9 protein-coding genes and 1 pseudogene are annotated in these 13,773 nt (G+C 44.7%); 4 read left to right on the top strand and 6 right to left on the bottom strand.

Annotated elements, in window-relative coordinates:
* Window positions 1–14: 14 nt before the first annotated feature.
* The 6 genes and pseudogenes from mshL to R7040_RS20060 form a co-directional block, all read right to left on the bottom strand.
* On the bottom strand, window positions 15–1,655 hold the full coding sequence (gene mshL, locus R7040_RS20035; protein WP_005388471.1) for a pilus (MSHA type) biogenesis protein MshL: 1,641 nt from the start codon (window positions 1,653–1,655) through the stop codon (window positions 15–17).
* Window positions 1,656–1,675: 20 nt separating this feature from the next.
* Entirely contained in the window at window positions 1,676–2,008 is a 333-nt protein-coding gene (locus tag R7040_RS20040) for a hypothetical protein (protein ID WP_005381196.1), read from the bottom strand.
* Window positions 2,001–2,651 carry a type II secretion system protein GspM gene (gene gspM, locus R7040_RS20045; protein WP_005381197.1) on the bottom strand — a complete coding sequence of 217 codons (651 nt, stop codon included), beginning with the start codon at window positions 2,649–2,651 and terminating at the stop codon, window positions 2,001–2,003. Before gspM ends, R7040_RS20040 begins: the two co-directional genes overlap by 8 nt.
* Window positions 2,648–4,093: pseudogene (locus R7040_RS20050) on the bottom strand (MSHA biogenesis protein MshI). The gene gspM and the pseudogene R7040_RS20050 overlap by 4 nt, the downstream one beginning before the upstream one ends.
* An 11-nt stretch (window positions 4,094–4,104) precedes the next feature.
* The gene (gene csrD / locus R7040_RS20055) at window positions 4,105–6,114 is read right to left on the bottom strand and encodes an RNase E specificity factor CsrD (RefSeq protein WP_262600349.1); all 2,010 of its coding nucleotides are present in this window, start codon (window positions 6,112–6,114) and stop codon (window positions 4,105–4,107) included.
* A 242-nt stretch (window positions 6,115–6,356) separates the two neighbouring features.
* The gene (locus R7040_RS20060; protein WP_005381235.1) at window positions 6,357–6,896 is read right to left on the bottom strand and encodes a single-stranded DNA-binding protein; all 540 of its coding nucleotides are present in this window, start codon (window positions 6,894–6,896) and stop codon (window positions 6,357–6,359) included.
* Window positions 6,897–7,173: 277 nt separating this feature from the next.
* On the opposite strand from R7040_RS20060, the gene R7040_RS20065 reads away from it, so the two are divergent.
* From R7040_RS20065 to R7040_RS20080, 4 genes are all read left to right on the top strand, one after another.
* Window positions 7,174–7,818 carry a LuxR C-terminal-related transcriptional regulator gene (locus R7040_RS20065; RefSeq protein ID WP_005381237.1) on the top strand — a complete coding sequence of 215 codons (645 nt, stop codon included), beginning with the start codon at window positions 7,174–7,176 and terminating at the stop codon, window positions 7,816–7,818.
* Window positions 7,819–7,977: 159 nt separating this feature from the next.
* Window positions 7,978–8,850: a UTP--glucose-1-phosphate uridylyltransferase GalU gene (galU, locus tag R7040_RS20070; RefSeq protein WP_005381239.1), complete on the top strand. Its 873-nt coding sequence runs from the start codon at window positions 7,978–7,980 to the stop codon at window positions 8,848–8,850.
* Window positions 8,851–8,999: 149 nt separating this feature from the next.
* Window positions 9,000–11,822, top strand: a complete 2,823-nt coding sequence (gene uvrA / locus R7040_RS20075) for an excinuclease ABC subunit UvrA (protein ID WP_064354333.1) — start codon at window positions 9,000–9,002, stop codon at window positions 11,820–11,822.
* Between the two features lie 67 nt (window positions 11,823–11,889).
* Window positions 11,890–13,671 (top strand): PglL family O-oligosaccharyltransferase, encoded by a 1,782-nt coding sequence (locus R7040_RS20080; protein ID WP_021707781.1) that lies wholly within the window; start codon window positions 11,890–11,892, stop codon window positions 13,669–13,671.
* Window positions 13,672–13,773 lie beyond the last annotated feature (102 nt).

The following is a 13,773-nucleotide window of genomic DNA, read 5'->3' on the forward strand; positions in this document are numbered from 1 at the left end:
ACCTTTCCCAGCGCTTATTGCGCATCTGGGAACCACTCTTGCAGCAGATCACGAGAGCGCTCTAGCTCTTTCTGCCAAGAGTTCACGCCAACTACGGTCGGTTTTAGCAAGATGACCAATTCTGTTTTCTCAGTTACGTTATTCACGTTGCGGAACAAATGCCCCAGTGCTGGTACATCGCCCAAAAATGGGACTTTAGAAACAAGCTCACGATTTTGCTGTTTCATCAACCCGCCGATAACCACAACATCGCCATCTTTAGCACGAATAACCGAGTCTGATTCACGAATAGAGCTTTTCGCTAATGGCAGTTGGATGTTTTGGAAATCTCCGCCCAAGTTCAATTGCTTCACTTCTTCCGTGACTTCAATAACTGCGGGGTGAACATGCAGGAACACATTGCCTTTGTTATCAATTTGCGGAGTCACATCAAGGGAAATACCCGAGAAGAATGGCGTCAGTTCCACTTCAGGAACCGCATTTGAGTTTTCACCGTTGCCTGCATTGCTCGATAGCTCGGTAACAAAGTACTCATCGGTACCCACTTTGATAACAGATTTTTGGTTGTTGGCAGCGGTAATACGAGGGCTCGAAAGGACGTTCAAGTCACCTTGCGTAGACATGAAGCTCAATACAGCATTGAAGTTACCATCCGAAATAGTCACGTTAGTTTGACCGCCCAATAGCGTGCCAATCGCATCCAATGGTGGTAATGTCGACGCAGGGCGGTTGACTACGATACTACCCGAGTTACCAATTGATGCCGATAAGTTTGACCAGTTGATGCCTTGTTGGTAGCCATCATTCAACGTCACTTCTAGGATTTTAGCTTCAAGAATGACCTGGCGCTGCATGCGCTCCTGCGATACACCTAAGAACTCGCGTACTTCGCGAATATCATCTGGAAATGCTCGAACCGTAATAACTCCCGCTTGTGGCGTTACAACCACACTTTGCCCTTTGCCTGAACCAATTAGATTCGCAACGGCTTGCTGTAGCATAGGCCAGAAGTCACTTTCAGTGATGGTTTCGATGCGTGTACCACCCGTAGATGTGGTTGAGCTATCGTTGTTGTTTCCATTGTTAGAGTCTGACGAGTCAGAACTGTCTGAGCTACCACCAGAATTAGACGTACCAGCCGAGGTTACAGAGCCCGTAACAATGCTGGTTAACGAGCGACCAGAACGCTTGAACTGTAGGTAATCGACTGGAATGGTCACAGTACGCATACCTGCTGGGTAGATTTGAATAACTTTGCCAGACTTCACCACGTCATAGCCATACATATTCTGTACGACATTCAGAACTTCATCCAATGTCACATCTGACAAGTTGACGGTGATATTACCTTGTACCGATGGGTGAATCGCCACGCTGTACTCTGTGCCTTTCACCAACGAGGCGAAAAAGCTTCTTGCATCGACCGCATTCGCTTGAATACGAAAACGCTTCGAGGTGCCTTGCTCTGATGCAACGTTCGAGTCTAAATTTGGCATCAAGTCTGCCTCAACAGAAGAAGGGATTTCTTCCAATGTGCGGCTGTTCGCTTGATTGATCGATTCATTGAGCGCTTCTTTAACTTCCACTGGATTCCGATGACCCATTGAACATCCCATTAAAGAAGCAATCGTTATTCCTACAACTAATTTGCGCATATCTGATCGGGCTCTGGTTATTATTGTTTTACGTTTAAATCAAAAAGCTCTAGGTCCCACTGACGGTTACCACGCTTTAAAGTTACAAATTCACTATTAATGCTCGCGACGCGATAACCCTTAAATAGCTCGCCTTTTTCGACAAGTTTGTTATCCATAATCGCGATACAATCAGTACTTGGCTTACACACAATACTGTTGAGCTTAGGCAGTCGATACCGTTTAACTTTTGGTTTCGCTGACGTTTCAACCGCTGGCTTTTCCCAACCAAGTGGGGCCGTTGGGTCCTGGTTTGCCCAAGCGGTTCCTGCCGCTGCCATAACAAGCAATGAGATGATGAGTTTGTTAACCACCAATAAACTCCTCTCTAGATCCTAGTGTGTAGACTTCTAACACAAGCTTCGCTTTCGGGTACTCTTCGACTTTATAACTAAAGCTGCGCCAGTAATAACTCGCAGGAAGGCTCTCCAATTTATTCAGATAATTAGCAATAGAAAAATAGTCACCAGTCAGTTCCATACGAACAGGATGCACGTAGTAACCAGAGTATTGCGATGCTTCTTTATCTTCCGTTATTGGCTCAGATGGCAAGGTTTGCAGAGACAAAAGGTGAATGCCACTTTGCTGCTCCAACACATTTTCAAGCAGCTCAGCCATTTGCGAAGGTGTAATAAGATGCTCGATGATCTCCGCTAATTGCATCGAAAGATGCTGACTCTCAGCTAACAGATTAGATATCGCGCGATCAATCTCAGCATTTGGATCTTTCTTAAGTTGCGCCTGAATACGTAGCGTATCGATTTCAATCTTTTGATTTGCTTGCTTTAAATTACTTAGTTGCCTCTCATTACTGATGATCTCGTTAAGCTTTGGCTCCAATACCAGCGTAAAGAGCAACATGATTACGACAACTAAACCGCACAATGCGGTGAGCACTTTTTCACGCGTACTCATTTCGCCAAAGCGCCCTTCTAATGAGAGCCAGAATTCGTTCATTTCTCTTTATCCTCGCGCGTTTTTAGTTCAAACGTCACAATATCCTTATCATTTCGACCTATTTTGACGTCGTCAAACGTTCGGCCAACCAAGCTAATTTCATTTTTAAATTGGCTGACCCAATTTGGCACTGAGCTCGGTTTTTTCGCTAGTCCCTTCAGGTCTAAGGTATGGGTATTGATTCGAATTTCGGACAAAGAAATTTCTTGGTTTCCTAGCTTCGCTAATGATTGCATCACGCCAGAGTAACCCGTGCGTTGCGAGTCATCGTATTTCCCGACAGCTTTAAGCGAGTCTCGCTTCGCCTTGACTTCACGCTCTAAGCGGGCTTTAGCTGCCAGCTTATTATTGTCAGGTTGATGCTTACGTAGCTTGACTTGATAACGTTCAAGCTCTGACTTCATGATATCGCCTTTACTTTTTACAATAGCAATCTCATCTTCCAAACCGCTGCTCTGCCAAGTGACATAACCGTAAGAAAATAGAATTGCAGCCGCCGCAACGCCCCAAGATAACGCGATATTTTTTAGCGTCAGGAGCTCTTTTTTCGGCTTTAAGTAATCGGGATATAAGTTGACGCGTCGAGTATTTGAAGTAGCCGCAGTGTCAGCCAAAACATGTCCTGATAGCTCATGTTCTGGTGGTAATAACGGTGAAACCTTAGTACTTAAACGGTAGTTCAGAGCCTGAACAAGCTCGCTCTCATCCTCTTCATCACAGCACACTTTCAATTGATGTAATTGCACGTGGCGTAACTGAGATGAAAGATAGTCAATCGAACGTTGCAGTTCTAACGACAGACTGTCCATCTGTAAATCGCTAGACGGAACCCCCGTTAACGGTGGCGTCACACTGCGAATAGAGCGGTGGAACGCAATAGTATTTTCGACAAAAGCGCTTATACGGAAATGACCACGCACACTGCGTTGTAATAATAGGAAGTTTCCTAGTTCACCCGCAGTCTCTCCCCAAATATCGTCTTCAGGAAGAATGGCCTCTAATGGTAACTGGGCTCGACTGGCCAGTAACACAATCTTATCCAATATTTTTCGCGATAAGACGTATGCTTGCACTTTGGTTGAATTCGGTAACTCGACCGCATCGGCAATAATGTCGATAGCACGCTCAGAGATCAGTTCTTTCAACAAAAACGGTAATGCGGCTGGCCATTCTTGACGCGGCATGACCGGTTTGTCGATTTGGTACATCTGGTAATAGTTATGAGAAAGAACAACCGTTAATGAATCATACGCACTCGCTGCAACGCTCAATGCTTGCTCAACGGCTTTTTCCCAATTGGACTCAGAAATATCAAATTGGTATGGACGACTACTTTTGATTGAAGATGATAAATAAACGGCGTCTGGCTAAATAACCAAAAAGCAGGAGCGACCACCACTAGATGATCGCTTAAGCTTGTCGAATAGTGCTTTGAAATCCATGATTATTATCTTTATTTTTTCCGCCAGCGATTTCGTCTTCCCAATTTAACTTGGGATTCTGATTGAGAATTCGGCAACGCTTGGGGACGAGGAAGAAACTGCTGCTCCGCAGAAAAGTAACGCCCTTGCCCACCATAAACCCCGAGCTCAATTAATGTGTTGAGCTCGTTCTGATTCTCAATTCCCACTGCTATAATTTTAGTTTTACTGTTTGCCGCCGCACCTAGCATACTGCGAACAAATAGCTGGTTTTCATGACGTTGGTCGATTTTTGCTACTAAACTGCGATGAAGTTTAAGGTAACGAATGTCCACTTCTTTTAAATAGTGAGTGCTGACAATGGTACGCCCAGCCTGCCCAACCATTAAGTGGCACCCTAAACCGGCCAGCATTTTAGCGACTGGTCGCATAAAGTCTAAGTGTCTTACAAATTGTGCTTCAACAAACTCAAAACTGAGACACTTTCTCTGCTCACGTGACAACTGTAAGAGTTCATCACGAAACCATTTAAAGTACTCTCGGTTAGAAAATGGCGTTACATTCAAATTGAGCACATACGATCTTGAGTTATCAAAATTATCCTTAAACTCTCTTAAGAATTTATTAATAACCGACTTATCCATTTGCGCTTCATAACCAACCTGTCTGATCGCAGAAATGAACCGAGACGCTTTAACAATCCCATTCTCAGGATCGCGAATCCGACATGTTAACTCTTCATATAATGATTTTTTATGCGTCGCGTCACTTATTGGGTGTGCAGATTGTGCGTAGAGTATCACACTTTCAGGTGTAAGTGCTGTGTCAAATAACGTTCTCCACCTCACACTTCCGCGAGCTTCTTCATCGTGGTTCCATTTTTTGAAGCGACTCCAATTATTGTTATTTTGTAGTTGCGCACTACGCAAAGCAGTCTCGGCTTCATCAATGATTTGGCTGTGTCGCTCACCTTCTTTATAAGTGGTGATGCCAATATGGCACCAGTTGTCTGGATCAAGTGGCTCTGGCGGCATTAACTTTTCTAACTGGCGAATGCATTGCGAGGCAAGGTTAGCCACATCTTTCGCACTTTGGTGCGGTAGAAAAAGCGCAAAATCAGCATCGTAATAACGGGAAAATACAACATCTGGGTATCGTTGAACTAAATTGGACAATAAACTCCCAACTTCAACAATAAACTCATCCGTAATTTGCTTATCTTGCTCTTCTTCAACCAGTTTCCAGTCTTGAATACGCACTAGCAACACGGCGCCGCGAGCCCCACTTTCTAGTAACGCCGATTCCAACTTGCTATCAAATAACACTCGGTTAGCGGTACCGGTTAGCTTATCAAGGAAGGTTTGAGTTCGAATAAAGGTATCAAATCGGCTTCGCTCTTGACGCGCATCTTGTAACTCTTCGATTAATACATCGAGCGCTTCACTGGCGGTGTAAGGCCATTCTTTTTTGTCACCTTTGGCATACTGCTCCACCCTACCAGCCAGGATCATTCTGCCTCGCTCTTCGAGCATTTCGGAGCCTTCTAATTGCTCTTTAAGCCATGCCACGCCGCGCATTAAGCAGAAGATGATCAATACAACGGCAAGCGTGATCGACCAAAGCGCCTGCATTGAGTAGCTGTAACCTAAGTAAGGGGGAATTGCTTTAAAGTGAATCGTGTAATCTTGATTGTGAGTCAACTGGTACTCAGCCTCAAACAAGACTGACGCTTCCATTTGATGAGAAGTATCTTTGAAGCGATAAACAACGGCGTTGTTGGTCGACAACGTCATTTCGACAATATTGGAAGCCTGCAGCATCTTCGGCATCCAGCGCTGCATAGAATAAGCAGCGTCAGGATCTTCCATCTCCTTGTCGACCACCTCTACGATCCCTTCTAAATAATGGGTGAGATATTCCTGCCCAAGACGTTTAAAAGAGAGGGTGCCACCGACAAACAAGATAAACATGGCGCAGATAACGATCATGGTGACAAAGGCCACCAGCCGTGTGCTTAACTTAAGAGTTGGGGTATACCTCATGAATACCAAATTCCTTTTTTATTCATCATATACCTTATTGAAATATTTATACTTGATAAGAGTTCATCAAACAATCGGATTAGTCTGATAGTGAGAGGCTGGAGCATAAAGAAAATCACACTCATTGATAAGTTTTATTGTTACGCCTAACCTTGCCAAGATAAGCCTGTGAGATCATTAGATTGCGACAATAAAAAAGGCCGCGATATTCGCGGCCTTTTCGATTCAAGCATAAGCAGAATTTAGAACGGGATATCGTCGTCAAAATCCATTGGTGGCTCATTGTACTGCTGCTGTGATTGCTGCGGAGCCTGTTGTTGTGGTTGCTGTTGCTGAGGCGCATTGTACTGCTGCTGAGCTGGCTGTTGAGGCTGACCCCATCCACCTTGCTGCTGCTGTTGACCGCCCATAGGTGCGCCGCCACCTTGAGCACGACCGCCAAGCATTTGCATCACACCATTGAAGCCTTGAACAACGACTTCAGTTGAGTAGCGATCTTGACCACTTTGATCTTGCCATTTGCGAGTTTGCAGTTGCCCTTCAATGTAAACTTGAGAGCCTTTACGCAAATACTCACCTGCTACTTCCGCAAGTTTGCCGAACAACACAACACGGTGCCATTCCGTTTTTTCGCGCTGTTCGCCAGTCGCTTTATCACGCCATGAATCAGAAGTCGCAATAGTAATGTTTGCTACTGCACCGCCATTCGGCATGTAACGAATTTCAGGGTCGTTACCTAGATTCCCCACCAAAATAACTTTGTTAATTCCACGGCTGGCCATGATGTGCTCCGTTTCACTCTGGATATATAAAATTTTAGCGCATTAGAATAGCACGCTTTAATGTTTTGATTAAAGTCTAATACCATTGTGATCTATTGAGTCATCCTCTAGAACCCAAATCGTATTTCAACTTACGTGTGTAGCATTTTTGATTCGCGTTGCAGACATCGTTTCGTGAAGCTTTGAATTCGAACGCATTTATTCAGTAAAGCGATGGTTATGGCCTCTCTTTAATGCCAGTTTATGGCTTCTATTGAACCCAGGGAGATTGGAACACGTGAGAAAGTCGGCTTACGCAAGAAAGCTATTTCTGATCAGTATGGAAGATAATGCGCAAAAAAAAGTGGCGGCACTCGAAAAGTACGTTGATATGAGCATCCCGGTGATTTCAACCGCAGCACTCATGGAAGCCAAGCCACAACACCGTAATAAAATTCTACTGATCGACTTCAGTGAACATAAATCACTTGTTCAATCGATCAAAAACTTGCCTCTTGTATGGAAAAACTTTGAAACCGTTGTCTTCAACGTGCCTAAAAGACTAACCACAGATGAACTTCTTTCATTTGGTCAATTAAAAGGTGTGTTTTATTCTGAAGATACGCTAGAGCAAATTGGAGAAGGGTTAAAAGGCATTGTTAACGGTCAAAACTGGCTGCCGCGTAATGTAACCAGTCAACTTTTACACTATTACCGCAATGTCATTAATACTCATACCGCACCAGCTACGGTAGACCTAACCATTCGTGAGCTACAAGTACTGCGTTGCCTACAAGCTGGCGCCTCGAACAGTCAGATGGCCGAGGAGTTATTCGTCAGTGAATTCACCATCAAATCGCACTTGTATCAGATATTCAAAAAGCTATCCGTAAAGAACCGAGTACAGGCAATCGCCTGGGCAGACCAAAACTTAATGTCATGATGCAATGTGAGCGGCTCTGATAACTGAAATGACGAGTCGCTCATCTTTTTTCCGCACCGAGTCTCACATTTTTTCCTACTTTATTCATGATTCATTGATACCTCTCGTGTTAAAGTTATGCGCAGATTCTTGATAAAAACGAGATAGGATATTCCCCCAATGATAAAAAAATGTCTGTTCCCTGCTGCAGGCTATGGCACACGCTTCCTACCGGCAACGAAATCTATGCCAAAGGAGATGATGCCAGTCGTGAACAAACCGCTTATTGAATACGGTGTCGAAGAAGCAATCCAAGCTGGTATGAACGGCATGTGTATTGTGACAGGTCGTGGCAAGCACTCGATCATGGACCACTTTGATAAGAACTACGAACTGGAACATCAGATTAGCGGTACCAACAAAGAAGAGCTGTTGGTAGATATCCGTGAAATCATTGAATCTGCAAACTTCACTTATATACGTCAACGCGAAATGAAAGGCTTGGGCCACGCGATTCTAACTGGACGAGAATTGGTAGGCGATGAGCCATTTGCTGTTGTTCTTGCTGATGACCTTTGTGTGAACGAGCAAGAGGGCGTACTGGCTCAGATGGTGGCACTATTTAAGCAGTTCCGCTGTTCTATCGTTGCAGTGCAAGAAGTACCAGCCGAAGAAACGCACAAATACGGCGTTATCTCTGGTGAAATGATCAAAGACGACATCTACCGCGTAGACGACATGGTAGAAAAACCAGAGAAAGGCACGGCACCTAGCAACCTTGCGATCATTGGTCGCTACATCCTGACTCCCGATATTTTTGAACTGATCGAAAACACCGAACCAGGTAAAGGTGGTGAAATTCAAATCACTGACGCGCTGCTGAAGCAAGCAAAAGCGGGCTGTGTATTGGCTTACAAATTCAAGGGCAAACGCTTTGACTGTGGTAGCGTTGAAGGTTACATCGAAGCAACTAACTATTGTTTTGAAAACCTGTATCTAAAAGATGAAAAAACCTCTGAGCTAGGTAAGCACGCAACACAAAAAGCAGTATAAAGCATCGTCTTAGTACGAAATTACTGTATCGAAAGCCCAGCACAACGCTGGGCTTTTTACTTTACTGTTTTTTTATCCAGTAATTTTCTTTGCACATTTCTCACACTATGTAATACTTGCCCCACTTGGTTATACATAGAGCAAAAACGATGGATAAAATAGAAGTTCGCGGTGCCCGAACCCATAACCTTAAAGACATTAATCTTACAATCCCTCGCGATAAACTGATTGTCATTACTGGACTAAGTGGCTCCGGTAAATCCTCTCTCGCTTTCGATACATTGTATGCAGAAGGCCAACGACGCTACGTAGAGTCTCTCTCTGCCTACGCTCGTCAGTTTTTGTCTCTGATGGAAAAACCCGATGTCGACCACATTGAAGGGTTATCACCTGCGATTTCTATTGAACAGAAATCTACTTCTCATAACCCGCGTTCAACCGTCGGTACAATTACCGAAGTCTACGACTACTTACGTCTATTGTATGCTCGTGTGGGCGAACCCCGCTGTCCAACGCACCATGCCCCTCTTGCTGCGCAAACCATCAGCCAAATGGTGGACAAAGTCCTAGAGATGCCGGAAGGCAGCAAAATGATGCTATTGGCGCCTATTGTCAAAGAACGTAAAGGTGAGCATGTTAAAACGCTTGAGAACTTAGCGGCTCAAGGCTTTATTCGTGCGCGTATTGATGGAGAAACTTGCGATCTTTCCGATCCTCCAACCCTTGAACTACATAAAAAGCACACCATTGAAGTTGTGGTAGACCGCTTTAAAGTTCGTCCAGACTTACAACAGCGCTTGGCCGAATCTTTCGAGACAACACTCGAATTATCAGGCGGAATTGCAGTTGTCGCGCCAATGGATGGCGACGGTGAAGAGATTATTTTCTCCGCCAACTTCGCTTGTCCACAATGTGGTTACAGCATGCAAGAGTTAGAGCCGCGACTTTTCTCATTCAACAACCCTGCTGGTGCATGTGGCACTTGTGATGGTTTGGGTGTGCAGCAATACTTCGATCCAAGCCGAGTCATTCAAGATGATTCATTAAGCTTGGCACAAGGTGCGATTCGCGGTTGGGATCAAAAGAACTACTACTACTTCCAAATGCTCACCTCATTGGCCGATCATTATGGTTTTGACCTCCATGCCCCTTTTAATTCTCTGCCAAAGAAAACGCAAGATGTCATTCTAAAGGGCTCAGGTCGTACTGAGATTGAGTTTAAATACATCAACGATCGTGGCGATATTCGCGTTAAACGCCATCCATTCGAAGGTATTCTGAATACCCTAGAACGTCGCTATCGTGATACAGAATCCAACTCTGTCCGTGAAGAGCTTGCAAAATACATCTCCACTAAATCTTGTTCAAGCTGTGGCGGTACTCGTCTACGCCTTGAAGCACGTAACGTGTTTATTGCTGATACGACACTACCTGAGATTGTTGAACTCAGCATTGCTGATGCATTGGAATTCTTCCATTCCTTGAAACTGGAAGGTCAACGCGCCCAAATCGCTGAAAAAGTGATGAAGGAAATCAACGACCGCCTGCAATTCTTAGTTAACGTCGGTTTGAACTACCTAAACTTATCACGCAGTGCAGAAACCTTATCAGGCGGTGAAGCTCAACGTATTCGTTTAGCAAGCCAAATTGGTGCAGGTCTTGTTGGTGTCATGTACGTCTTAGATGAACCGTCGATTGGCCTCCACCAGCGTGATAACGAACGACTCCTAAAAACACTGACTCATTTGCGCGATTTAGGTAATACCGTACTTGTGGTAGAACACGATGAAGATGCGATTCGCTGTGCAGATCATGTCATAGATATTGGTCCTGGTGCTGGCGTACATGGTGGTAATGTTGTTGCGGAAGGCACCATGGAAGAGATAGTCGCGAATCCGAATTCTCTGACAGGTCAGTACTTAAGTGGTGTTAAAGAAATCGCAGTACCGAAAGATCGCACGCCGCGAAATCCGAAAAAAACGGTTGAGCTATTAGGCGCTACAGGTAATAACCTTAAAAACGTTAATCTTTCAATTCCTGTTGGGTTATTCAGCTGTATTACAGGAGTATCTGGCTCAGGTAAATCAACGCTGATTAATGATACTTTCTTTAAAATTGCGCATACCCAACTTAACGGAGCGACAACGGCTCAGCCTTCACCTTATAAATCGATTAAAGGTCTAGAGCACTTCGATAAAGTCATCGATATCGATCAAAGCCCAATTGGCCGTACACCTCGCTCTAACCCTGCAACCTATACGGGGATCTTTACACCAATCCGTGAACTGTTTGCAGGCACACAGGAGTCGCGTTCTCGCGGTTACAAACCGGGCCGTTTTAGTTTTAACGTACGCGGTGGTCGTTGTGAGGCCTGTCAGGGTGACGGTGTTATCAAAGTAGAAATGCATTTCCTACCAGATGTTTATGTGCCATGTGATGTGTGTAAAGGTAAACGCTACAACCGTGAAACGCTCGAAGTACGTTACAAAGGTAAAACTATTGATGAAGTGCTAGAAATGACGGTCGAAGATGCACGCACCTTCTTCGATCCAGTTCCTGCCATCGCTCGCAAACTACAAACACTGATGGATGTCGGTTTGTCGTACATACGATTGGGTCAAGCGGCAACAACACTCTCCGGTGGTGAAGCACAGCGTGTGAAACTGGCGCGAGAGCTATCCAAACGTGATACAGGAAAAACCTTGTACATTTTGGATGAACCAACAACCGGCCTTCACTTCCATGATATCCAGCAGTTGCTCACTGTACTGCACAGACTTCGCGACCACGGAAATACTGTCGTGGTGATCGAGCATAACCTGGACGTCATTAAGACTGCGGACTGGATTATCGATCTTGGTCCTGAAGGGGGTCAGGGTGGCGGCGAGATAATCGCTCAAGGCACTCCGGAAGATGTGTCGCAAATCGAGGGTTCGCACACAGCTCACTTCCTCAAGCCTATGTTGAAGTAGAAAAAACAGGTAAAGTATCGAGACCAGCAAGTGCTGGTCTTTTTTCATTCAAAACAACGCAATAACTATGGCTACTATACATGTAAGTGGAACAAAGCTTTCTCCCGAAAAAGTACAGGTTCCCCTCAATCGCAAGTTTCTCATTGCCTTGGCAACACTATTTGTGTTGGCAATGCACTTTTTCATGCCCAACCCCGGCGGTTCGGGGCTTTCGCTTTCGTTCAATGCGACAACTTGGATTGCTTTTAGCTTTGCATTAGGCATTGGGTGTTACCAACTTGCGAATAATCGAGTACTACGTTACTCAAAACTAACCATCGGCTTGTTCATTAGTGCTCTTATCATGACGGTGCCCATTCTGTACCCAAATGCGAATAGCAGTTTGGCTGCCAATAAGCTCATTGGCCTGTGGTGTGGTGTCCTGTTCTTTATTGTCTTACAACAATTTCATTTCAGTAATAAACATCGCCAACGCCTATTATGGTTCATTGTCCTTGCGGTTGTTATCGAAGCCATTTTTGGTTTGACACAATATCTGTATCTCAAACCAGGCAATCCGTTTGGTTACGACACGGTGGCCAATCGTCCTTATGGTATTTTCCAACAGCCCAATGTAATGGCCAGCTTTCTTGCGACAGGGTTGGTGATTGCCAGCTATTTACTTGCACGTCAGCCCTACAAATACGATCGTAAGTTAAGCGATGTTTACCTTCTCTATGCCGTACCAGTTTTAACTTTACCACTAATTGTGGCGTTGGCTTCACGCACTGGTTGGTTAGCCTCGGTCATCGCCGTGTTGTTGGTCATTCCATACATGTACCGCTTTGCAACCAAAGGGCGCTTTATCCGCTGGGTTGTGTCACTTGTAAGTGGGCTCTTACTCTCAGTCGTTGTCATGCATCTTGCCTTTCCTGATGGAGGTGGGTTAGCCGCAGAAAAAGTAAATATGGAGTCTCCTCGAGCGTATACTTTTCCGCAAACATTAGACATGGTGATTGAAAAGCCTTTTACTGGTTATGGATATGGCAAGTTTGAATCTGAGTACATGCTGTATACGGCTCGTCAACATGCCCTAAATGAGAATTACCCAGCTGGTTTGCCAGCCATGGATCATCCGCATAACGAGCTACTTTACTGGGGAGTAGAAGGTGGCTTACTGCCAATACTCGGCATCTTCTTAGCGATGGCACTGGTACTGTATCGAATCTATCAAGCCAAACGCGGAACTCGTCTTGCGTTGCTGGCCTTGTTTATACCTATCGTATTGCACTCACAACTGGAATACCCTTTCTACCACTCTCTCGTGCATTGGTTGATCTTCGTTATCCTACTGTACTGGGTCGATCAGCGCGTCTCTCGTTATCGACAAGTCGGCTTTAGTAATGTGACCAAAAGCTTGCTGCGTGTTTTTAGTTTGGTACTTCCCGTTGCGTTTACGTTTTACATGGTAAGCGCATTACATACGAACTATGTATTGACGAAGTTTGAGACCACTAGACCAACTAACCCTGATATTCTGAATCAAGTCAGTAACCCTGTGGTTTGGAAAGACAGGTTTGATTGGGATGTCTATAGCACGTTTTTAAACCTTGGGCTGTACCAACAAGACGCAACCTTGATTCAGCCTTATATCGATTGGTCGCTAAAAATCATCAAAGATAAGCCTCGTCCTGCATTTTATAATAATTTGATTTTGGCCTACCAAGGCTTAGATGACTCAAGTAAAGCGGAGCAAATTAGAGCTGAAGCGCAGTTTTTGTTCCCGAAGATTGATTTCAGTGACGTCAATTACCAACCACCTTCTCAAGCAATCTCTGCCTCACCAGTCCCCACTTCAGGAGCTGAGTAATATGACCCGTCCTGATATGGGTTGGCACTTTTTAACTAAAACGCTCGATGTACTTCATCGGGCGTTTTGTATTTTAAAGCCGTATGAGGCCTCATTTGATTA

This window comes from Vibrio sp. 1069 (assembly GCF_033340555.1).